We start from the raw sequence: 22,733 nt of genomic DNA, 5'->3' as shown, positions 1-22,733 counted from the left end.
TTAGTTTACATGAATAGCATAAATGAAAACGCTTCGAATGCGCAACGGAAACCTGCACAAGAAAAAAACGTTTTCTTGTGCAGGTTGTTTAATTGCTCTGATGGGTGAATTGGTCGATCAGTAAATAGCAAAGCAGCAGATCATCCATATTTTTTAAATTTAAACGTGTCAGTGTTTGAAACTTATCGATCTTATATAGGAGAGAATTCCGATGCATAAACAGTTCTTTGGCAGTGGAACTCGCATTGCCTTGATTGCGCCACAGTGATTGAATGATCGTTTCGGTCTCTTCTTCAAACCAATCTAGATACAAGGTACGAAACAAGGAAATATACTCGGAAAAGCCATTGCGAAAAAGAGCGAAGACCACTTTGGGCAGATCCATACTTTTACTGGTAGTTTTCGTTTTTAACTCATTTTTAAACAGGGTAGATTCACTCGTCCATAAGGTAGTGAAGTCGTGGCGTGGGTGATGGAAGGGGCCAACGAACAGCTGGGAATAGCAGTCGAAATCCATATCCAAAGCCACGAATAAGCCGTCGAGATCTTCGATGGGTAAATTAGTGTCGTCTTGTTTTTCTACGATCACCGCATGGTCTTCGGTGAGGAAAAAAAGATCCACCACGCTAGGGAGCATTTGCTGGATCTCTGCGAGCCATTCGGATTGCAAGGAGTCAATGGTTCGGGTGAAATGAACTTGCAGAATTCGGACCCACGTTTGGTCTTGAACGGGCTGATGTTCAAATAAAATCGGATACCATGGATGGTTTCGGTTATCGATTTCTGGTTGCAAAGAGCCGTTTCCCAGTTGGATCAGCAGTTTTTCACTGTCACTTAATTGGTCAGTTGGCAGCCAAATATATTTTTTGCCGAAAGCGATGGATTCGATGTCCTTCGTTGTGGATACTTTGTCATGCAGCGTTGCCTGGGGGAAACGCGCTTTGATGTCATTAAAAGAAAAAATGAGAAAGACCTCCTTTGAGATACTCTACGTATTCTTCATTTAGTATAGCATGTTCTAAAAAAACCGTTCAAAATTTTCCCAGAAAAAAGCACAGCCCTTCACCGAAATCTCTGCCTTTGCATGGCAGGAGGACTGCTTTTTTCCCGAAGCGATTGCTTCTATAATCCTAACAGTTGTTTTTTCTTTAAGGCAAATTCTTCTTCAGTCAAAATTCCTTCATCGACCAACATTTTCAGTTCGCGAAGATCAGCAATGACCTGTTCCGTCGGGGTTACAGTTGGTCGCGGGGGCAGTATCGCATGCTTACGGGGGAAGTTAGTGAGATAGCGCTGTATGATCCGAGCAATCAGCAGGTCTTTTTCGGCAAAGCAAAGGGAGTGGTTTGGTTCCGTCCTTCTGCGAGAATGGGTTTCTCTGATTGCCCCGCCGCCAATATACAGTTCCAAGAAGCCATTGCCTTTCCAAAGACCAGATTCGGCAACTTCTTTCAGACTGACACTGGTGATCTGGGGAATCTGCAAAACCTGCTTTTCTTTCTTTTTGTAGTCGATGATCGTGAGGGTATCTTCTGCGATGATCCAAGCATCACGATAATGATAAGACAGTAATTTGATTTTACCAGCCTCTTCATCCACGTAACTTTTGGCTGATTGTCCGCCAAGTGCTGCCAAATGATCCGTTAAAAATTCATAGGCTTTTTGGGCATCGATGCGATTGGTGAAATAAAGCAGATGAGAATTACCTGGTACCTGCAGTCGGAGGTAGTCCACTAAGAGACCTTTGCCTATATGTAATTCCACATCGGCAATTTTTGCCATGGGAATCTTTTCATCTGGGATTTTTGGATGGGTATGGTTTATCAAAACACCTTTACTGGTAATAAACCAGCGACAACTAGCCTCGTGTTTGCGATTCTCTCGATATTTTTTTGAATAAAGAATGATTGGCGCCTCACGATTTTCATTCATATTTCTCGTCAAAGTGTTTGCCTCCTTCATAGAAATAACTAACTATTTATTCAATTATACAACAAATTTAATCTTATTTATTTTTATTATGAGTAAAATCGAGGTGAATGATCGTTTGGAATTTTTTCTCTATTACTTTTTCAGAAAAATTAGTATAGCAGTAATTGACAAGGAAGCGGTTTCTTGGTATCTTAGATGTACGGACAACTTTTGAAAGATGGGATTAAAATGGCGAATAAGTACGAACAACTTGCGGATATCTTAAGAGAAAAGATCCGCTTAGGCACCTATCAAGAAGGCGATGCGATCCCTTCAGAAGCAACCTTACAGGAAGAATTTCATTATAGCCGCCACACGGTGCGCCAAGCGATCGCTGTTTTGGTCAATGAAGGCTATTTAAGAAAAGAACGGGGCTCAGGCACCTACGTTTCAAAACCTGAGACTGTCAATCATAAAAACCGCAAAACGATCGGGATCATCATGACCTATTTGTCTGATTATATTTTCCCTTCGATCATGCGTGGCGTGGAGCAGACATTGCGGGAGCAAGGCTACTCACTGCTTTTAGGCTCAACCAACAATGACCATGAGCAAGAAAGAGCGTGCTTGCAGCAAATGATGGATCAAGGGGTAGATGGGTTGATCGTTGAACCAACGAAGAGCAGCCAGTACAACCCGAATCTTGCCTATTATGTCGCCCTTCAAGAAGCTGGGATTCCTCTCGTCATGATCAATGCCTATTACGAAGAACTAGACTTGCCGCATATTTGTGTCAACGATACACGTTCTGGGTTTTTAGCAACCAATTATCTATTAGAGCAACAGCATCAGCAGTTGATGATGATCACGAAAATCGATGACTTACAAGGGAAATATCGGATGAAAGGGTTTGTCAAAGCGTTGACCCAAGCCAAGCGGACGTTTGCAGCAGAAGACGTCTTGACGTATACGACGGAGTCAAAAGAAGCCGTTATTGAACAAGCGATCCAGCGCTTGACGGCTGCCGATAATCAAGTCACAGGCATCGTTTGTTACAACGATGAGATCGCGCATCGCTTGATTCAAGCATTGACGGCTGCGGGGAAGAACGTTCCTACTGATTTTTCGATCGTGGGTAACGATGATTCGCCCCTTAGCACCTTGTCCACACCGACGATCACCACACTGACTCACCCAAAAGAAGCGATGGGGGAATTGGCAGCACAATGGATCACTACAGGTAAGGCAACAGAAGCGCAACGCTTTTATTTTGAACCGGAGCTGATCGTTCGCGGTTCAGTCAATAACCAAAAAGGAGAGTAAGAAGATGACGCAACAAGTAAGGCAAGCAATTATTGACGGGCGCACGTCTCTTGGGATCGAGCTAGGCTCGACACGGATCAAAGCTGTCTTGATCGATGAGCAGTTTCAGACGATCGCTTCCGGCAGCTTTGAATGGGAAAATCAATTGGAACAAGGGATCTGGACCTACTCACTAGAGGCGATTTGGCAAGGACTGCAAGCCAGCTATCAAGAGTTAGCGCACAACATTCAGCAGCAATTCGAGGTGCCTTTGACGACGATCGGCAGTATCGGTTTTTCTGCAATGATGCACGGCTATATGGCCTTTGATCAGCAAGGCACGCTGTTGGTCCCTTTTCGGACATGGCGCAATGCGATCACGGAAGAAGCAGAAAAAGCCTTGACGGCATTGTTCCAATACAACATTCCGCAGCGTTGGAGTATCGCGCATTTGTATCAAGCGATTTTGAATCAAGAAGCCCACATCCCAGAGGTTGCTTTTTTCACTACCTTAGCCGGCTATGTCCATTGGCAGCTGACAGGGGAAAAAGTTATCGGAATCGGCGATGCATCAGGGATGTTCCCAATCGACAGTACGACAAAAAACTATGATGCGAATATGCTGCAGCAATTTGATGCACAAATCAGCAGTCAGGGGTATCCTTGGCAGATCAAAGACCTTTTGCCGCAAGTGTTGACAGCAGGCGAACCAGCCGGCACATTGACGGCAGAAGGGGCAAAAAAACTCGACCCAACTGGTACTTTGCAAGCTGGCATCCCGTTATGTCCGCCAGAAGGCGATGCGGGCACTGGCATGGTTGCCACGAATAGTGTGGCACAGCGAAGCGGGAATGTTTCAGCCGGGACGTCTGCTTTTGCCATGATCGTCTTAGAAGAACCCTTAACTAAAGTGTATCCAGAGATCGATTTGGTCACGACGCCTTCTGGTGATTTGGTGGGGATGGTCCATACGAATAACTGTACCTCGGAGATCAATGCCTGGGTCAAACTTTTCCGCGAATTTGCCGACGCAGCTGGAATGAAACTCTCCACGGAAGAATTGTTTACGACCTTATTCAACGAAGCATTGAAAGGGGATTCAGACTGTGGCGGGATGCTTTCTTATGGCTATTATTCTGGTGAAAATATCACTAAGATCCCTGAAGGACGGCCGCTTTTCGTCCGATCGCCAGAGAGTTCTTTTACTTTAGCAAATTTCATGCGCTTACATCTGTTTAGTGCCTTTGGTGCGATGAAGATCGGGATGAAGATTCTGGAAGCCGAAGACGTCGCTATTGATCGAATCGTTGGTCACGGTGGGATCTTCAAAACGCCAGAAGTTGCCCAACGTGTCTTGGCAGCTGTCATGGAAGCCCCAGTCACGGTCATGGAAACGGCTGGTGAAGGCGGCGCCTGGGGGATCGCCCTTTTAGCAGCGTACCTTCGCCGTCATACGCCAGAACAATCCTTGGCCGCATTTTTAGCAGATCAAGTGTTTAAAAATGACCACGGCGTGACGTTAGCCCCAACGGAAGCCGACATTCAGGGATTTACCGTCTTTACCCAACGTTACCAAGCAGGGTTGCCGATCGAGCAAGCGGCAATTGATGCGTTGATTTAAAAAGAAAGAAGGGAATTTTGTGTTAGAAGGATTAAAAGAAGAAGTCTTTCAGGCCAATTTGGCATTGCCGAAGCAAGGATTGATCAAATACACCTGGGGCAATGTGTCAGCAGTGGATCGCCAACAGCAGTTGTTTGTCATCAAACCTAGCGGTGTTGACTATGAAACCATGCAAGCCAGTGATATGGTGGTTTGTGATTTTGAGGGCAACGTAGTGGAAGGAGCGAAAAATCCTTCCTCCGACACGCCGACGCATGCCGTTTTATACAAAGCATTTCCAGAAATTGGTGGGATCGTCCATACCCATTCTACTTGGGCGACGAGCTGGGCTCAGGCAGGACTCGATCTGCCAGCGATGGGCACGACCCATGCCGATACGTTTTATGGAGCAGTCCCCTGTGCCCGCTTTTTGACGCAAGCCGAGATCGATGAAGGCTATGAAGCACAAACAGGACAGGTGATCGTCGAAACCTTTAAGGAACGCGGCATCACGCCAGAAGAAATTCCTGGTGTCTTGCTTCACGGTCATGGACCGTTTACCTGGGGCAAAACGGCGGATGCGGCGGTGATGAACGCAGTGGTCTTAGAAGAAGTCGCCAAGATGAATTTTATCACGCGCCAGCTGAACAGTTACGCACCCGAATTGCCGCAGCGGGTCTTAGACAAACATTATTTACGCAAACATGGAGAAAATGCCTATTACGGGCAAAAATAACGAAAAAGGAGCAAGCAGAATGTTAGAAATCGGGAAAAAAGAATTTTGGTTCGTCGTAGGATCACAGCACTTATATGGAGAAGAAGCATTACAAGAAGTACGGGACCATGCAGAAGAAATGGTCAAAAGCTTAAATGACAGCTCAAAGCTGCCTTATCCAGTCGTTTTACAAGAACTCGCTGTTACTGCCGATACGATTACGAAAATCATGAAAGAAGTCAACTATCGGGATGAAGTCGCTGGGGTGATCACCTGGATGCACACCTTCTCACCAGCAAAAATGTGGATTCGCGGCACGAAATTATTACAAAAACCATTGCTGCACCTTGCCACTCAATACAATGAACAAATTCCATGGGAAACCATCGATATGGACTTTATGAACTTGAACCAAGCGGCTCATGGTGACCGAGAATACGGATTTATCAATGCCCGTTTGAAAAAGCAAAACAAAATCGTTGTCGGTTATTGGAAAAATGAAGCCATCCAAAAAGAAATTGCTGCTTGGATGGACGTGGCAGTCGGCTACAATGAAAGCTTCCAAATTAAAGTCGCTCGTTTTGGCGACAACATGCGTAACGTTGGGGTGACGGAAGGCGACAAAGTCGAAGCACAGATCCAATTTGGTTGGACCGTTGATTATTTTGGGATCGGCGATTTGGTACAAGTTGTCGATGCGGTGACTGACGAAGAAATCGATGCACTCTTTGAAGGATACAGCCAGCTGTATGATTTCGATTATGGCGATTACGACAAAGAAGAGTGGGCACGTCATGTCAAAGCACAAGCCAAACAAGAAATCGGTCTGCGCCGCTTCCTTGAAGCAGGCGGCTATACGGCATTCACCACGAACTTTGAAGACTTGTATGGTATGCAGCAGTTGCCTGGTTTAGCTGTACAACGCTTGATGGCAGAAGGCTATGGGTTTGCCGGTGAAGGGGACTGGAAAACAGCCGCTATTGACCGTTTGATGAAAATCATGGCTCACAATAAAGCGACTGGCTTTATGGAAGACTACACCTATGAGCTGACACCAGGAAAAGAAGCCATCTTGCAATCCCACATGATGGAAGTCGATCCGGTATTAGCAGCCAGCAATCCAAAAATCGTGGTTTCGCCATTGTCGATGGGGGATCGTGAAGACCCAGCCCGGCTCGTCTTTGACGGCCAAGGCGGCGAAGGTGTCGTGGTTTCGATGGCCGACTTTGGCACTCACTACAAATTATTGATCAATGAAGTCGATGCCTTTGAGCCAACTGAAGAAGCACCAAAACTACCGGTTGCACGAGTAATGTGGACGCCAAAACCAAACTTCCACGATGGCGTCAAACAGTGGATCGAAACAGGCGGTGGCCATCACACCGTTGTCTCACTTGCCTTAAATTCTGATCAGATCGAAACATGGGCGAAACTTGTAGGATTAGAATACGTAACGATCAAATAAGTACACAATCACAAAAGGAACCGTTGGCTATGCCGGCGGTTTCTTTGCGTTTTTCTTAAGCTTTCTTGCCTTCTGGCTGTAAAGTGCGGGCAAGCAAACCCTTGAAAGCACCAGCAATCAGCAAAATTGACTTTTAAATATAGGGGGCATAGACTTTTATGTAAGAGTGGAACAATGGACTAAAAGGAGGAGCACAATGAAGACAACCTACGATACACCAGAGTATTATCAGAAAATGAACGCTTGGTGGCGAGCAGCCAACTACCTTTCCGTTGGTCAGATCTATTTGAAAGACAATCCCTTATTGCGCCGCCCCATCGAAGAAAAAGATTTGAAAGTGAATCCAATTGGTCACTGGGGAACGATCGCCGGACAAAATTTTATTTACACCCATCTCAATCGCGTCATCAATAAGTACGACTTAAACATGTTTTATATCGAAGGACCGGGCCATGGCGGACAAGTCATGGTTGCGAATGCTTATTTAGACGGCAGCTACAGCGAGATCTATCCAAAAGCCACCCAAGACGAAACAGGGATGAAACATTTATTCAAAACTTTCTCTTTCCCAGGTGGGATCGCTTCTCATGCGGCACCTGAAACGCCAGGTTCGATCCATGAAGGCGGCGAGCTAGGCTATTCCATCGCCCACGCTACCGGAGCTATTTTAGACAATCCCGATGTCATTGCAGCAGTAGTGGTCGGTGATGGTGAAGCCGAAACCGGACCATTAGCGGGCAGCTGGTTTTCAAATACCTTTATCAATCCAGTCAATGATGGCGCAATTTTGCCTATCTTGCATTTGAATGGCGCCAAAATTGCCAATCCAACGATTTTGGCTCGTAAAAGCGACCAAGATCTCACGAAATATTTTGAAGGCATGGGTTGGACCCCTTATTTTGTAGAAGGGGACGATCCAGAAGCGGTTCATCCGCAATTGGCACAGAAGATGGATCAAGCCATCGAACAGATCCACGCGATCCAAGCAGAAGCCCGCAAAGGTTCTGCGGAAGAAGCCGCTATGCCTCATTGGCCTGTTTTAATCGTTCGCACACCAAAAGGGTGGACTGGACCGAAAGTCTGGGATGGCGAGCCGATTGAAGGGGGCTTCCGTGCCCACCAAGTGCCGATCCCTGTCAATGCGAAACATATGGAACACGTGGATGCTTTGACGGATTGGCTGCAGTCTTATCGTCCAGAAGAGCTTTTTGACGAAAACGGCCGCATCAACGCTGAGATTCAAGAATTGGCGCCAAAAGGGGAGCAACGGATGGCTGTCAACCCAATCACCAACGGGGGGATCGATCCGCAACCGCTACGCTTGCCAGATTGGCAAGCACATGCCATTGCGATTGAGACACCAGGGGAAACGACGGCCCAAGATATGATGGTCTTTGGGAAATTTGCCCGTGACATCATCAAAGAAAATCCTGACAACTTCCGCATTTTTGGCCCAGATGAAGCCAAATCCAATCGGTTGAATCATGTGTTCGAAGTCACGGACCGCCAATGGTTGGAGCCAAAACATCCTGATTATGATGAATGGCTGTCTTCAGTGGGCCGTGTGATTGATTCACAATTATCAGAACATCAAGCAGAAGGCTTCTTGGAAGGCTATGTGCTGACGGGGCGTCATGGCTTCTTTGCCAGCTACGAGTCATTCCTAAGAGTCGTTGATTCTATGATCACGCAGCACTTCAAATGGTTACGAAAAGCCCATGATCTTGACTGGCGCAACCCGTACCCCTCATTGAATTTGATCGCTTCATCAACGGTCTTCCAACAAGACCATAATGGGTACACCCACCAAGATCCAGGGATCATGACCCATATTGCAGAGAAAAAAGCCGACTTTGTGCGGGTCTACTTGCCAGCCGATGCCAATAGCTTGATGGCTGTCATGGCAGAAACGCTCGCTTCTGAAGAAAAGATCAATCTAGTGGTCTCTTCGAAACACCCACGTCCGCAGTTTTATTCGGCGGATGAAGCGAAAGTGCTTGTCAAAGATGGCTTGAAAGTCATCGACTGGGCATCGACAGATGAAGGACAAGAACCGGACATCGTGCTCGCAGCTGCCGGGACGGAACCGAATTTGGAAGCATTAGCTGCTGTTTCCTTGCTGATTGAAGCCTTCCCAGAGTTGAAAGTCCGCTTCATCAATGTGGTCGATCTATTGAAATTGCGTCGTCCAGAAGTCGATCCTCGTGGGTTGAGCGATGAAGCATTTGAAGCCTACTTTACGAAAGACAAACCGATCGTGTTTGCTTTCCACGGGTATGAAGGACTGATTCGCGACATCTTCTTTGGCCGTCGCAACCAACAGCTTCATATTCATGGGTACCGAGAAAATGGCGACATCACGACACCGTTTGATATGCGGATCCTTTCTGAATTGGATCGCTTCCACTTAGCCAAAGACGCCGCCGAATGGGTCTATGGAGAAAAAGCAACGGACTTTGCCAAAAAAATGGCAGACACCGTTGCGTATCACCATGACTTTATTCGAGAAAACGGCTATGATATCGCCGAAGTCGAAGAGTGGGAATGGAAACCATTGCGTTGATTTTTTCTCCATAACACCAACGTAAGACAATTTAAGAACAAAATAAGTACAAAACGATCCGCAACAGGGTCGGGACGCCTTACCAAGGAAGCCCGACCGACTGTCTGCGGATCGTTTTTTTAAAAGACGTCGAAACCGTAATTTTTGATATGCTGTTTCAACAAGGCGAGATAGTCCAAAGCCATCTCACTCAGTTCCATTTTCTTGTGTTTGAGGTAACCTAGTGTCATCGCATCATCGACTTCCAAAGGAATCGCAACGATTTTTTCATCATTCAGCTCACTGCTAATGATCCCAGAGCTGATGGTATAGCCGTTGAGACCCACCATCAAATTGAAGATCGTGGCACGATCGCTGATGCGAATGTGTTTTTTGCGTTGTAAAGTGCTTAAGATCTCTTCAGAAAAGTAGAAGGAATTGGTTTCCCCTTGTTCGTACGACAAATAGGTATAAGGTTCCAAATCAGCTAATGTGATGCTTTTTTTCTGAGTCAGGGGATTTTCTCGGCCGATGAAGACGTGGGGTTTGGCTTCAAATAAAGGAATGAAGTGCAGGTCTTTTTCGTGGATCAAACGGGTCAAGACTGTCGTGTTGAAATCATTCAGATAAATGACCCCCAATTCGCTCTTAAACGTCTGGATATCATCCAGTACATTTTGTGTCTGGGTCTCCCGCAAGGTGAATTGAAATTCATCTTCCCCTAACTGTTTGACCAGCTCCACGAAGGCGTGGACGACGAAGGCATAGTGTTGTGCGGAAACACTGAAAACATGCTTGCGATGGCTGTCTTTGCGAAAGCGTTCGTCCAAGAGATTGACTTGGTCTAAAACATTTCGAGCATAGTTGAGAAAGGAACGGCCATCATCGGTCAAGGTCACCCCTAATTTACTGCGGTAAAACAGCTGCAGATCATACTCTTTTTCCAACTCTTTCATGGCTTGAGAGAGGGAGGGCTGACTGATGAAAAGCTGTTTAGCGGCTTCATTGAAAGAGCCAGTTTCTACGATTTTTTCCAAATATTCAAGCTGCTGGATACGCATGGGATGCAACCTCCTTTTTATGTTATAGGTATTGCCTATGGAATATATAAGTTTATAAGTATTATCTATAGTATAAGATGTTTGCTAGAATAAATCTAACAATTTTGAAAACTTTGTATAGGAGGAATGGATATGGCAACAGACAAATTTCAGCTTGTGGGGTCATTGTTACGACCACAAGATTTATTGGACTACAAAAATCAAATCGAGCATCGGGAGGACATCCGCTACCCGTTTTATGATGCGTTTCCTGGCTACCAAGAAACGGAAGCAAAAGCGATCGCTGACATCATTGCAGCGCAAAAAGAACACGGCATCACAGTCATCACAGACGGCGAACACGGCCGCTCGATGTGGCACCTGGATTTTCTCTGGGGATTAAAAGGCGTTGAGCGCTATATCTCCGATCATGGGTATGCCTTTGAAGATTTGGACGGTGGACATTTTGAGACACGTAAAGACATCGGCATCCGAATCACAGAACCATTATCTGGCAAAAACCATCATTACTTGACGTTGTTTAAAAAAACCAAACGCCAAGCTGGCGACCTGCCAGTCAAAATCACCGTCTGGGGGGCTGCCCACGCCTTTACCGAGCTGACTGTCTTTAACGACCTCGTTGGTGAAGGTCAGGTGTATCCAACGAAAGAAGCCTTGCGGGAAGGACTGCTTAACGCCTACAAGGAATTCTTGCAGGAATACCGAGAAGCCGGTGGTGAGATCGTTCAGTTCGATGATTGTTTATGGGAATTATTTGCCGAAGACAATGACAAGAGCTTCTTCACCCAAGGCAATGACGGCTTAGAAGCGTTAGCCGATGAATTCGTGGCGATCAACAACGAAGTCGCTGATTACGCCCACGAATTAGGATTAAAAGTCTGGACCCACAATTGTCGCGGCAATTACCAAAGCCGCGCGGCAGCCAGTGGTACCTACAAAGCGATCGCCGAAAAATTCTTACGTGATCAGCATTATGACCGCTTTTTCCTAGAGTGGGATGATGACCGTGCCGGTGATATCTCGGCTTTAGAAGCGCTGAAAGATCGCCCAGAAGTGGAGGTTGTCTTAGGCTTATTATCCAGCAAAACCGCCACATTAGACGATGAAGAGCGAGTGATCGCCTTATTAGACAAAGCTAGTCAAATCATTCCTAAGGAGCGGCTTTATCTTTCTCATCAATGTGGCTTTGCCTCTTGTGACTGCGGCAATGAGCTTTCGACTGAGCAGCAATGGGCAAAAATCAAGCAAGGGCAAGCCTTAGCTGAAGCATACTTCGGTTAAGCAGTTGCGTCTTCTTTTCCCTGAATCTTCCCCTCGAAATCGGTGCATGCGACAAAGTTTCGAAAATTTCAGAAAAAATGTTTGACATTTTCTTTAAGAGCGAGTAAAGTAAGACACAACTTAATGAAACAGACATCGAAAAGAAGAGTAGCAAGGCTTGCTGTTTGAAGAGAGTCTCTGGTTGGTGCAAAGAGATAACGCATGGTTGTGAAACACATCTTGGAGTCGTTTTTCCGAAAGAAAAGTAGGAGAGACCGGGTTTGCCCGTTACAGCAGCAGTCATTGATTGATGACTTTCTGAGTTCAGTTGCTGTGAAGCACTGATAAACAAAGGTGGAACCGCGTTGATAACGTCCTTTAGCTGTAATGGCTAGGGGACGTTTTTTTTTCTCTTTTTTTGCGGCTCACCGAAAACCGAAAGTGGAAGGATCACAAAGACTGCACGAGGCCTTTTCCTGTGAAGGAAAGGCAAATTGAGGTGGAACCACGTATCTAGCGTCCTCTGGCAAATGCCAGTGTGCGCTTTTTTTGTTTTTCTTTTTTAGAAAAATGAAACTTGCCAGTTGCCCTCACCATCCAACGCACAGCGCCACATAAGCGTCGGAGTAAGCCGTCGCTAAGCTGTTTTTCTGCCAAGCGAAATTGAAACCTATCAAGGAGGAAGTCACCATGTTTGAGTATTTAGTCAATGTTATGCCCCAACTAATTTCAGGAACCGGAATCACCGTTAAATTGTTCGCACTGACCTTAATCGGGTCCATTCCCTTAGGCATCTTGTTTGCCTTTGTTTTAGCCAGTCGCCTGCGTATTTTGAAATTGATCGTGCAAGTCTACGTTTGGTTGATGCGAGGAACGCCACTATTGCTGCAGTTGATCTTTGTTTTCTACGGTCTGCCGATTTTAGGGATCGTCTTTGATCGCTTTGAAGCAGCCTTGATCGCCTTTATCATCAATTACGCTGCTTATTTTGCTGAGATTTTCCGTGGGGGGATCCAATCGATTCCAGCCGGACAATACGAAGCTGCGAAAGTCTTGCGTTTATCCCCAATCCAAACGATCCAAAAAATCATCATCCCACAAGTCGTCAAGATCACCCTGCCATCTGTCGGCAATGAAGTCATCAATCTTGTCAAAGACACATCCCTCGTCTACATCTTGGGCTTGTCAGACGTGATGCGAATCGGAAAAATCGCCATGGAGCGAGACAGTACCTTGCTTCCGTTAGTTGGGGTCGGCTTGATCTACTTGGTGATGACGGGCGTCTTCACGTTATTGTTAAAACAAATCGAGACCAAACTGGACTATTACCGTTAGGAGGAACCACGTATGTTAGAACTAAAACAAGTATCAAAATCATTTGGCGCTAAAAAAGTCATCGATCAGCTAGACCTGACGATCGAAGACGGCAGTATCTTAGCGGTGGTCGGTCCTTCCGGTGGCGGGAAAACCACCTTGCTTCGGACACTGGCTGGGTTAGAAACGATCGATTCTGGAAGCTTTTTACTGGATGGCAAAGCCTTTGATCCCACCGACACAAAAGAACAAGAACAAGTCGTCGGTGTCGTCTTCCAAGACTTCCAATTGTTTCCGCACTTGTCGGTTTTTGAAAACATCACTTTGGCACCAAAAATGGTGCTAAAACAAGACAAAGCCGCGTATACAGCAAAAGCCGAACAGTTGGCAGAAAAACTAGGGTTAAGTGACCTATTAGCTCAATACCCCTTCCAGTTGTCCGGGGGGCAGCGGCAACGGGTGGCTATCGCACGAGCGATGGCGATGAATCCCAAAGTGTTGGCCTATGACGAGCCTACCAGCGCCTTAGACCCAGGCTTGAGACAGCAAGTCGAACAGCTGATCTTGGATCTGAAAAAAGAAGGAGTGACCCAGATCGTGGTGACCCATGATTTGGTTTTTGCCGAAAATATCGGCGATCAATTATTAAAAGTAGCAGGAGAATAAGGGGGAGAACAAAATGAAAAAATTACTATTAACGGGAATCGCAGCAGCAAGTGTATTTTTATTAGGGGCGTGCGGCAGCAGCAATGACACCACAACCAGTGCCGCTGACAAAGAAGAAGTGATCGTCGGCCTAGACGATACCTTCGTACCGATGGGCTTTAAAGACGACCAAGGCAACATCGTTGGGTTTGATGTGGATTTAGCCACAGCGATTTTGGATCTAACAGGAACCAAAGTCAAATTTCAACCAATCGACTGGTCCATGAAAGAAACCGAACTAAGCAATGGCACCATCGATATGATCTGGAACGGGTATACCAAAACCGCAGCTCGTGAAGAAAAAGTATTGTTTACAGATACTTATATGGAAAATAAACAAGTCTTGGTCACAGCGAAATCAAGCGGCATTACTAGTTTTGATGATATGGAGGGCAAAGTCTTAGGTGCCCAAGAAGGTTCTTCTGGTTATGAGACCTTCAATAACCAACCGGAAGTTTTGAAGGATCTCGTAGACGGCAATGACGCAACCTTGTATGCCAGCTTTAATGAAGCCTTTATCGATCTAGAAAACGGTCGGATCGACGGTCTTTTGATCGACCGTGTCTACGCAGAATATTATTTGACTCAAACAGGCAAAACCGATGACTTCAACGAAATCGAAAGCCCCTTTGAAGCAGAAGATTTTGCTGTAGGTGTGCGTAAAGACGATCAAGCCATGGCAGATAAAATCAATGATGGTTTGAAAGAATTGCAAGACAATGGTACCTTTGCTGAAATCTCTGAAAAGTGGTTTGGCGAAGACGTCACACCAAACTAAAACAAGTCAACAAGAGGCACTGGCTGCTTAGCAGCTGGTGTTTTTTTCATCATTTAAGAAATTTTCGCGTAAGTTCTAGCACCTAACCAAAATTTCTCACAGGAAAACTTTTGTTCGCCTTCTTTTTTCGTTATAATAGGGAAAGATGAAAAGAGGGATAGAAATGGCGCAAAAAAAACGCGCAAAGAAACGCAAAACAAAAAAACAACAAAAACAGCAAGAGAAATTAATGCTGGTCGGCGTCGGCCTGCTCTTTGTCTTGTTTTCGATATTTGGCTTTTTCCATTTAGGTTTTTTAGGAACCTTGATTGCCAACGGGTTTCGGATCGTTGGCGGAAACACGTACCAATTTTTGAGTGTTGCCCTAGCCGCTTATGGTGTCTGGTTAGCGATCAAAACGACCGATGCTCGGTTTAAGAGTATTCGGCGAGTGATTGGCTGTGTATTGGTGTATTTTGGCTTACTGATCATCCTCCATGCGCAAATCTTTAGTAATGTGGTGGGAGAACAAGCCAATGTCTTCCAAACGACGTGGATGACGCTGTTAGGCGATATCCGGCGCAGCCAAGTGACCCAAAATGTCGGGGGCGGAATGATTGGCGCCATGCTTTATGGGGCGACCTATTTTCTTGTTTCCCAGATCGGCAGCTACATCATCGCTGTTTTACTCATGCTGATCGGGGCGTTCTTGTTCAGCCAAATGAGCAGCCACGAGTTAGTGGAGCACCTGCAAGCAGCTGGTGACAAGCTGCAGCGGTTGTTAGAAGGCTCTCCAGAAAAGCAAGCCGAACGAGAAGCCCGCAAAGCGGAACGAGCAGCAGAGAAACAAGCGGCGAAAGAAGCCAAAAAAGAAGCCGAGCGAGCAGCAGTCATGGCGGAGATCAAAGAAAAGAATCAAGTCCGACCAATGACAGAAGACGAAAAATCAGCAAAAGAACAGCAGATGCAAGCGCCAGTTGATTTTGAACCAGAGCAGCTGAGCTTTGTACCCATCGACCACTTCCAAGAATTGCCGCAAGCGGCGGCACCAGAGGCCGCTCAAGCACCGCATCCAGCAGGAAACAAACCGGGACCAAGCAAAAAGGTCAACGAAGACGGGGAGATCCTCGATGACGATGGTGAAGTATTGGAATTTGAGATTTCGGAAGAAGCTGAAAATCGTGATTATGAATTGCCTTCAGCGCAATTACTCGATTCGATCCCTTCAACGGATCAAAGCAGCGAGTACAAAAAGATCGAACAAAATATTGGTGTGTTAGAAACCACCTTCCAAAGCTTCGGTGTTGACGCAAAAGTCGTCAAAGCTAGCTTAGGACCAGCAGTAACCAAATTCGAAGTTCAACCAGCAGTAGGGGTCAAAGTCAGCAAAATCGTCGGGTTGACCGATGATATCGCCTTAGCCTTGGCCGCCAAAGATGTGCGGATGGAAGCGCCGATCCCAGGGAAATCATTGATTGGGATCGAAGTTCCAAACAGCGCAGTCAGCATGGTTTCATTCCGAGAAGTGATCGAAGCCCAACCAGATCATCCAGATAAACTATTAGAAGTACCTTTAGGACGCGATATTTCTGGCCGTGTCCAAACGGCAGACTTAACGAAAATGCCCCATCTCTTGATTGCCGGATCGACCGGGAGCGGGAAGTCCGTAGCCATCAACGGCATCATCACCAGTATTTTGATGCGGGCAAAACCCCATGAAGTCAAACTGATGATGATCGACCCGAAAATGGTTGAATTAAATGTTTACAATGGGATTCCCCATCTCTTGACACCCGTTGTGACCAATCCTCGCAAAGCGGCGCAAGCGTTGCAAAAAGTGGTCAAGGAAATGGAAGAACGCTACGAAAAATTTGCGGCAACTGGGGTCCGAAATATTACTGGCTACAACGATTTAGTAATCAATAAGAATTTAGAAGATGGCGAAAATCGTCCGATCTTGCCATTCATTGTGGTGATCGTTGATGAGTTAGCTGACTTGATGATGGTTGCTAGCAACGAAGTCGAAGATGCCATCATTCGTTTGGCACAAATGGCGCGGGCAGCTGGTATCCATATGATCTTAGCAACGCAACGACCAAGTGTGGATGTCATTACAGGGATCATCAAAGCCAATGTTCCATCACGGATGGCGTTTGCTGTTTCCAGCGGTGTCGATTCTCGGACCATCATTGATGGGAACGGGGCCGAAAAACTGCTGGGCCGCGGCGACATGCTGTATCTGCCGATGGGTGAGAACAAACCGATTCGGGTCCAAGGGGCCTTTATTTCCGACCAAGAAGTCGAACGAGTGGTTGAATTCGTGACAGATCAGCAAGAAGCTAATTATGAAGAAAAAATGATGGTCACTGAGGAAGAAACGAGTGCCGGCAGCAGCGGACAACCGCAAGATGAGCTGTTCGAAGACGCCAAAGCCCTTGTGGTGGAAATGCAGACCGCCAGCGTTTCTCTCTTGCAGCGACGTTTTCGCATCGGCTATAACCGAGCGGCTCGGTTAGTGGATGAATTAGAAGATCAAGGCGTCGTTGGCCCTTCTGAAGGCAGCAAGCCACGGAAAGTCTTGATCGAGCCGCAACCAGAAGACATTCCTACCTTTGATGAATAAGGAGAACACCAGACCAATCCAATGAGAGAAAGGCGAGATAGCAATGAAACGCAAACACATTCTTTACCGTGATGTTGCCGATAAGCTCAAAGAAGACATCATGTCGGGTCGCTACCCGATTGGTTCATTTTTACCGACGGAAACAGAATTGGAAGCTACCTTCAATGTCAGCAAGATCACTGTCCGCAAAGCCATCGAATTGTTAGCGGCAGATGAGTATGTGGAAAAACGCAGCGGACGTGGGACGACGGTTTTAAGCAATCGCCCCTACAACAAGCTGTCAAAAGGCACGACGTTTAGCCAATTGCTTGAAAAGACCGGCAAGGAATACACAAAGAAAAACCTCAGCTATGAATTAGTCGAACTTGCGCCTGAACACCCTGCGTATTCTTTGATGGGCAAAGAAGTCATGCGTTTACGTCGCATGTACTATTTTGACCACCAACCTTTTATTTACTATGAGTACCATTTGCCAAAGCAACTAAAGGGAACCTCCATCGAGGTCTTTGAAGAAAAATCATTGTATCGCCTATTGGATGAACATCGAATGATCATCGATCGCTTTCAAGATGCGTTTGTGGCAACGACGTTGACTGAAGAGCAACAGAAGTTTATGATCACGCCGGAGGTCGCTGCCTTGAAACGAACCCGTTATTCGTATGATCTACAAGGAGAAGTGGTAGAATATACAGAAGGGATCTATAACACTGCCTTGCATCCGTATATGATCGAATTTGAAGCCTAGTCATTGATTAGGCTTTTTTAGCAAAAAGTGGTATCAAAATCAGAAGTGGAGCGTGAAATACATGAGAAAAATCGCCTTTTTAGGAGCCGGTAACATGGCAAAAGCTATCATTAATGGCTTAATTGCAGCAAAGCTGTATGAACCAGCAGAGATCTTGGTTTATAATCATCGCTACGAGCCGACTTTGGCACAATTAGAAAAAGAAACCGGGATCACTGGGACAACTAAGCTAACGGATGTCACCGAAAAAGCAGAAATCTTCGTCTTAGCAGTCAAACCTTTTGTCTTTCCCCGCTTGCTTGCTGATTTAAAAGACGGCTTGACCAAGGAGCATTTGCTAGTATCTATTGCCGCGGGTGTGACGATTGCGCAAATGGAAGAAATCATCGGTGCGCACAAAATCGTGCGGGTCATGCCAAATACCCCCGCACTGGTGGGGGAAGGGATGTCTTCTATCAGTCCCAACGGTCAAGTGACGGAAGCCGAAGCCAACGAAGTCAAACAGCTTTTTGAAAGCCTAGGGAAAGCCGAGCAAGTACCAGAAAGCATGATCGATGCAGTCATTGGTGTCAGTGGTTCTTCGCCAGCCTACACGTATTTGTTCATTGAAGCTTTGGCAGATGGAGCAGTGGCAGAAGGAATGCCGCGGCCGATGGCGTATGAATTTGCTGCTCAAGCGGTATTAGGCGCAGCAAAGATGGTACTAGAGACGAAGGAACACCCAGGCGTCTTAAAGGATCGTGTCAGCTCGCCAGGGGGCACAACGATCCAAGCAGTCAAAACCTTAGAGGAAAATGGCTTTCGTGCGGCTGTCATCAAAGCAGTGCAAGCAGCTGCTGACAAAAGTCGGGAAATGTCTTGATACCCAGTGAGTGAGGGGAAAATCTTAGCAAAACGAAGGAGCGTTTATGAAAGAACTTTTGATTTTTGATTTTGATGGATTGTTAGTCGATACTGAAAAAGTCTATTTTGATGGGTGGTTGGCTCTATTTAAAAAGTATCAGCTTCCGATTACAGCCGCTGATATTTTTGGTTGGCGTGGTCAAAGTTGGCAACAGACGGCTAGTAAATTAGCCGACCTCGTAGGCGGTCAGCAGCGGGTGCAGGAATTACGAGCAGAACGGGAAGTCTATATTGCCCAGCAAATAACTGATGGCACCTTCAAAACTAAACCCTATGCGAAAGAAACCATCGCATTGGCTAGGGAGAAAGGCTTCCAAACGGCACTAGCCACCTCGACGATGAAAAAAAGAGCCTCTGAATTGTTGGCGCATTTCGATTTGTTGCAGGCCTTTGACTATCAGACCTTTGGCGATGATGTCTCCGCCCATAAACCTGATCCCGCACCTTACTTGCTGACTTTAGAAAAAGCGCAAGTCGCAGCAGAAAAAGCATTAGTCATGGAAGATTCTCTTGTGGGAGCAACAGCTGCGACGCGTGCGGAGATCGATGTCGTGTTGATTCCCGATCAAAGTTTTGATCAAGTCTACTCCCCAGAAGAGAAGGCCGGACTTCAGTTATATGGCGAAGCCACCTCACTGAAATATGTGTATGATTTATTGGCAAAGGATCAACTGAAATAACACCTAAAAAAGCTTCCTTTTCGTTGCAGAAAAAGGAAGCTTTTTTTGTGAAGAAAAGACCGGTAAAAAAAACAGTTCAAAGGATATGAGTGGTTTGTTTTTCGCCATCATGGTAAAGTTAAAGAAAGTTTAACAATAAGCGAAAAAAAACAAAAAGTAAAGGGGTTTCATTTTGACAAAAACGTCCATTTGTCAAAAGGACTTTTCTTGGTCGATCGTAGCCGTTGGCGGCGGGGGAAAAACATGGTAAATTATCCTTCGACGAAGAACTAGTGGGGGAAGAAAAAAATGAATAAACTAAAGAATGTTTTCTATTTATATAAACTGGACTGGAAACGAATTTTCAGCAATCCAATCTCTGCATTTTTGATCATTGCCTTAATGATCTTACCCTCGCTTTATGCGTGGTTCAATATCAAAGCACTTTGGGATCCATATGGCAACACCAGTGAATTGCCAATCGCCGTGTATAGTGCGGATAAAGGGGCAGAATTTCAAGGCAAGCATATCGATATCGGTGATGAAGTCATCGACACCCTCCATGATAACAAACAGTTAGGCTGGCGTTTCGTGGATTCAAAAGAGGACTTGGTAGAAGGAGTCAAATCAGGAAAGTATTACGCCGGTATTTATCTGCCAGCTGATTTTTCAGATGATCTGATCAGCTTTACCAGCGGGACAATTGAAAAACCGACCATTGAGTATTACAGCAACCAAAAAATCAACGCCATCGCACCAAAAATCACCGAGAAAGGAGCCAGTAGTCTTCAAGAAGAGATCTCACAGAACTTTATTGAAACCGCCAGCTCTACGTTAATAAAAGTCTTCAATGAAATCGGCTATGACATTGATTCCAACTTAGTCAGCATCAACAAAGTCAAATCCATGATCTTAGATACCGATGACAATTTGGCTACGATCGACGGTTATACGAAAGAGATCGTCACCTTGCACGATAAGTTTCCAGAAATCAAAGAAAAGATCGCAAAAGCCGAAGAATTTACCGATTATATTCCGCAAGTGGATGCCATGGGGGAAAAACTGATTGGCCTAAACGATAAGCTGCCGACATTGAAGAAAGAAGCCAGCATCATTTTGACCTTGCAAGAGAAGATCCCAGAGATCCAAAATGCCGGCAAACAATTGAAGATGATCGATGATGATTTTGATGACATTGCCAGCACCATGACGGACGGCATCGATACCGCCAAACAAGGACTGCAAGTCATCGAACAAGTTCAAGCCGCGTTACCACAGATCGAACAACTAGGCGACCAAGCCGCCAGCTTCGCCACAGCGACCAAAGATGGGGCCCAACAGTTGCAAGATGCCCTGCCAAGTATTTCTAGCAGTGTGAAGGTGACGATTGAGTCGATCAGTCAAGTGGCAACAACTACCGCTGGGCTGACAAGTACGATTCGTCAAGCACTAGCTGACAATGAACTAACGGATGAAGAGCGTCAAGCAATCAGTGCAACGATCACTGACTTTCAAAAGAACATCCAGCAACAACAAGCAGCCTTGGATTCCTTGATTGCCTTTTTAACCAATATTCAGAATTCCGGTAGTAACGCCGATTTAGAAGGTATCATTACGCAACTAAGCAATGCTAAAACATCGCTAGGAGTTTTATCTGACCGCTTATCGCAATTGAATAACCTTGTTCAAAATGGGTCTGTTGATGAAATTACAGCGTACCTCGATCAAGTTACCGCAGCTGCTCAAAACATCGCTGATCTTATGAACAGCATCAATGTTGATTCAATCACTGCAACCATCAACGACATCCTAACCAAACTAATCGAAACCATCACCACAGCCGAAGATGTCTTGAAAAAAGCCCAAGAAATCGATTTTGACTCGTTGCTGTCTTCCACCAAATCAGTGGTCAGCAATGCCGTGACGATTTTGGAAAAATACCAAAAAGAATTGCCTGCCATCAAGCAAGAATTGCACGATGCCAATACGATGCTGAATGGTCATATGGATGAAATCGTCAATGCCATCAATAAAGGAGCCGACCTGTACAACAACGAATTGCCAGTTGTCGAAGAAAAATTAGGGTTGGCCGTAGACTTCTTGCAAAACGATTGGCCAACCATCAAATCAGAAATCAGTTCTACGATGGCGATGGTGGATGAAAAACTGCCAGAAGTTGAAAAAGCCTTGGATGCGGCTGTTGATTTAATCAATAACGATTGGCCAAGTATCAAAGCAGGCATCCACAAAGCCGCTGATGCGATCCGAGCAGGAGAAAATGAAGTCGATCTTGGGGAGGTCATCAAATTATTGAAACTTGATGCCACGGATGAAGCCGACTTCTTCAAACAACCAGTGGAATTAAAAAGCAATGAAATCTACCCAATCGCCAACAATGGTTCAGCTAGCACACCATTTTATACCGCATTGTGTTTGTGGGTAGGGGCATTATTGTTGTCAAGTGTCGCTACAACGGAGTATCATTTAGAGAAGAAAGACAAAAAACGCTTTACACAACGTGAAACCTTTGTGGCACGGATGCTGACGTTCTTGACGATGGCAGTCGCCCAAAGTTTGATCGTGACCCTAGGAAATATGTTTTTATTAGGCGTCGATGTCCACAACCCTGTGTACAGTGTCTTCTTCGCATTACTCGTCGGACTCGCCTTTATGATGATCGTCTACGTACTGGCGGGACTGTTCGGCAACCTCGGGAAAGGGATCGCCATCATTATTTTGGTTCTCTCCATTTCAGGTGGGGGAGGAAACTACCCAATCCAAGTCTCTGGGAAGTTCTTCCAATTCATTAATCCGCTACTGCCGTTTACTCATGCGGTCAATCTGTTAAGAGAATCAGCCGGTGGGATCTATTGGCCAAATGCTATCCCGCAGTTGATCATTTTAACGATTTTGTTCCTAGTCTTTGGGATCGTCGGTACGTACGCGTATCCTTATCTAGTCAACTCTACGAAGAAACTAAGTGACATTTCCAAAGAAAGTCATTTCTTCCACTAAAATCTTAAAGCAGAAAGAGCATTTGTTCTTTCTGCTTTTGTGCCATCACGTGAAATTTCTAATAATCAAAAGAGGGAAAAAGGGTCGTTTTTTCATCTGATTTTCATTGACTTTTCGCGGTTACAAGAGTAGCATACAGTCTTGATAATTCAATAT

Annotated in this window: 17 protein-coding genes and 1 other annotated feature; of the genes, 14 read left to right on the top strand and 3 right to left on the bottom strand. The window is 45.7% G+C overall.

The genetic code is table 11. The annotated features are described in order from the left end of the window. Nucleotides 1-88 precede the first annotated feature (88 nt). Together IGI89_RS02860 and IGI89_RS02855 are read right to left on the bottom strand one after the other, a co-directional pair. Nucleotides 89-793, bottom strand: a complete 705-nt coding sequence (locus IGI89_RS02860) for a helix-turn-helix domain-containing protein (protein WP_225869340.1) — start codon at nt 791-793, stop codon at nt 89-91. 329 nt (nt 794-1,122) lie between these two features. Next, nucleotides 1,123-1,962, bottom strand: a complete 840-nt coding sequence (locus IGI89_RS02855) for an SHOCT domain-containing protein (protein WP_061053689.1) — start codon at nt 1,960-1,962, stop codon at nt 1,123-1,125. A gap of 165 nt (nt 1,963-2,127) precedes the next feature. Here IGI89_RS02855 and IGI89_RS02850 point away from each other — a divergent pair, with 165 nt between their 5' ends. From IGI89_RS02850 to IGI89_RS02830, 5 genes are all read left to right on the top strand, one after another. Beyond that, nucleotides 2,128-3,234: a GntR family transcriptional regulator gene (locus IGI89_RS02850; RefSeq protein ID WP_087664833.1), complete on the top strand. Its 1,107-nt coding sequence runs from the start codon at nt 2,128-2,130 to the stop codon at nt 3,232-3,234. Nucleotides 3,235-3,238: 4 nt separating this feature from the next. Further along, nucleotides 3,239-4,834, top strand: coding sequence for a xylulokinase (locus IGI89_RS02845; RefSeq protein WP_061053690.1), 1,596 nt, complete (start codon nt 3,239-3,241; stop codon nt 4,832-4,834). A gap of 19 nt (nt 4,835-4,853) precedes the next feature. Further along, a complete protein-coding gene (locus tag IGI89_RS02840) occupies nt 4,854-5,549 on the top strand; it encodes an L-ribulose-5-phosphate 4-epimerase (RefSeq protein WP_008376133.1) in 696 nt (231 codons plus the stop codon). A gap of 19 nt (nt 5,550-5,568) precedes the next feature. Continuing rightward, entirely contained in the window at nt 5,569-6,993 is a 1,425-nt protein-coding gene (gene araA, locus IGI89_RS02835; RefSeq protein ID WP_061053691.1) for an L-arabinose isomerase, read from the top strand. Nucleotides 6,994-7,189: 196 nt separating this feature from the next. Next, the gene (locus IGI89_RS02830) at nt 7,190-9,556 is read left to right on the top strand and encodes a phosphoketolase family protein (RefSeq protein WP_061053692.1); all 2,367 of its coding nucleotides are present in this window, start codon (nt 7,190-7,192) and stop codon (nt 9,554-9,556) included. A 119-nt stretch (nt 9,557-9,675) separates the two neighbouring features. Here IGI89_RS02830 and IGI89_RS02825 read toward each other — a convergent pair whose 3' ends face one another. Further along, nucleotides 9,676-10,596: a LysR family transcriptional regulator gene (locus IGI89_RS02825; RefSeq protein ID WP_061053693.1), complete on the bottom strand. Its 921-nt coding sequence runs from the start codon at nt 10,594-10,596 to the stop codon at nt 9,676-9,678. A gap of 126 nt (nt 10,597-10,722) precedes the next feature. Between IGI89_RS02825 and IGI89_RS02820 the strand changes: the two genes are divergently transcribed. From IGI89_RS02820 to IGI89_RS02780, 9 genes are all read left to right on the top strand, one after another. Continuing rightward, entirely contained in the window at nt 10,723-11,877 is a 1,155-nt protein-coding gene (locus IGI89_RS02820) for a cobalamin-independent methionine synthase II family protein (protein WP_205684915.1), read from the top strand. Nucleotides 11,878-12,003: 126 nt separating this feature from the next. Beyond that, nucleotides 12,004-12,238: a binding site (T-box leader), on the top strand. A 308-nt stretch (nt 12,239-12,546) separates the two neighbouring features. Continuing rightward, nucleotides 12,547-13,191: an amino acid ABC transporter permease gene (locus IGI89_RS02815; RefSeq protein WP_005232226.1), complete on the top strand. Its 645-nt coding sequence runs from the start codon at nt 12,547-12,549 to the stop codon at nt 13,189-13,191. Between the two features lie 12 nt (nt 13,192-13,203). Further along, entirely contained in the window at nt 13,204-13,836 is a 633-nt protein-coding gene (locus tag IGI89_RS02810; protein WP_005227272.1) for an amino acid ABC transporter ATP-binding protein, read from the top strand. 13 nt (nt 13,837-13,849) lie between these two features. Continuing rightward, nucleotides 13,850-14,653 (top strand): amino acid ABC transporter substrate-binding protein, encoded by an 804-nt coding sequence (locus tag IGI89_RS02805; protein ID WP_005232224.1) that lies wholly within the window; start codon nt 13,850-13,852, stop codon nt 14,651-14,653. 163 nt (nt 14,654-14,816) lie between these two features. Continuing rightward, the gene (locus tag IGI89_RS02800) at nt 14,817-17,255 is read left to right on the top strand and encodes an FtsK/SpoIIIE family DNA translocase (RefSeq protein WP_087664838.1); all 2,439 of its coding nucleotides are present in this window, start codon (nt 14,817-14,819) and stop codon (nt 17,253-17,255) included. A 43-nt stretch (nt 17,256-17,298) separates the two neighbouring features. Beyond that, nucleotides 17,299-18,000 (top strand): GntR family transcriptional regulator, encoded by a 702-nt coding sequence (locus IGI89_RS02795; RefSeq protein WP_005232219.1) that lies wholly within the window; start codon nt 17,299-17,301, stop codon nt 17,998-18,000. A gap of 61 nt (nt 18,001-18,061) precedes the next feature. Continuing rightward, nucleotides 18,062-18,862, top strand: a complete 801-nt coding sequence (gene proC, locus IGI89_RS02790; RefSeq protein WP_438735320.1) for a pyrroline-5-carboxylate reductase — start codon at nt 18,062-18,064, stop codon at nt 18,860-18,862. Nucleotides 18,863-18,908: 46 nt separating this feature from the next. Further along, entirely contained in the window at nt 18,909-19,583 is a 675-nt protein-coding gene (locus IGI89_RS02785) for an HAD family hydrolase (protein ID WP_005232216.1), read from the top strand. Nucleotides 19,584-19,871: 288 nt separating this feature from the next. Continuing rightward, a complete protein-coding gene (locus IGI89_RS02780) occupies nt 19,872-22,577 on the top strand; it encodes a YhgE/Pip domain-containing protein (RefSeq protein ID WP_081118311.1) in 2,706 nt (901 codons plus the stop codon). Nucleotides 22,578-22,733 lie beyond the last annotated feature (156 nt).

The sequence above is a fragment of the Enterococcus sp. AZ141 genome, from assembly GCF_051714385.1.
Classification (GTDB): domain Bacteria; phylum Bacillota; class Bacilli; order Lactobacillales; family Enterococcaceae; genus Enterococcus_D; species Enterococcus_D entomosocium.
The sequence above is the reverse complement of the archived record's forward strand: the minus strand, read 5'-3'. Positions and strand labels throughout refer to the sequence as shown.

What these genes read in the sequence shown, in the direction of transcription:
- IGI89_RS02855 (WP_061053689.1), bottom strand. Translation starts at nt 1,962, where the DNA reads ATGAAGGAGGCAAACACTTTGACGAGAAATATGAATGAAAATCGTGAG.
- IGI89_RS02850 (WP_087664833.1), top strand. Translation starts at nt 2,128, where the DNA reads ATGTACGGACAACTTTTGAAAGATGGGATTAAAATGGCGAATAAGTAC.
- IGI89_RS02845 (WP_061053690.1), top strand. Translation starts at nt 3,239, where the DNA reads ATGACGCAACAAGTAAGGCAAGCAATTATTGACGGGCGCACGTCTCTT.
- araA (WP_061053691.1), top strand. Translation starts at nt 5,569, where the DNA reads ATGTTAGAAATCGGGAAAAAAGAATTTTGGTTCGTCGTAGGATCACAG.
- IGI89_RS02830 (WP_061053692.1), top strand. Translation starts at nt 7,190, where the DNA reads ATGAAGACAACCTACGATACACCAGAGTATTATCAGAAAATGAACGCT.
- IGI89_RS02825 (WP_061053693.1), bottom strand. Translation starts at nt 10,596, where the DNA reads ATGCGTATCCAGCAGCTTGAATATTTGGAAAAAATCGTAGAAACTGGC.
- IGI89_RS02820 (WP_205684915.1), top strand. Translation starts at nt 10,723, where the DNA reads ATGGATATGGCAACAGACAAATTTCAGCTTGTGGGGTCATTGTTACGA.
- IGI89_RS02815 (WP_005232226.1), top strand. Translation starts at nt 12,547, where the DNA reads ATGTTTGAGTATTTAGTCAATGTTATGCCCCAACTAATTTCAGGAACC.
- IGI89_RS02810 (WP_005227272.1), top strand. Translation starts at nt 13,204, where the DNA reads ATGTTAGAACTAAAACAAGTATCAAAATCATTTGGCGCTAAAAAAGTC.
- IGI89_RS02805 (WP_005232224.1), top strand. Translation starts at nt 13,850, where the DNA reads ATGAAAAAATTACTATTAACGGGAATCGCAGCAGCAAGTGTATTTTTA.
- IGI89_RS02800 (WP_087664838.1), top strand. Translation starts at nt 14,817, where the DNA reads ATGGCGCAAAAAAAACGCGCAAAGAAACGCAAAACAAAAAAACAACAA.
- IGI89_RS02795 (WP_005232219.1), top strand. Translation starts at nt 17,299, where the DNA reads ATGAAACGCAAACACATTCTTTACCGTGATGTTGCCGATAAGCTCAAA.
- proC (WP_438735320.1), top strand. Translation starts at nt 18,062, where the DNA reads ATGAGAAAAATCGCCTTTTTAGGAGCCGGTAACATGGCAAAAGCTATC.
- IGI89_RS02785 (WP_005232216.1), top strand. Translation starts at nt 18,909, where the DNA reads ATGAAAGAACTTTTGATTTTTGATTTTGATGGATTGTTAGTCGATACT.
- IGI89_RS02780 (WP_081118311.1), top strand. Translation starts at nt 19,872, where the DNA reads ATGAATAAACTAAAGAATGTTTTCTATTTATATAAACTGGACTGGAAA.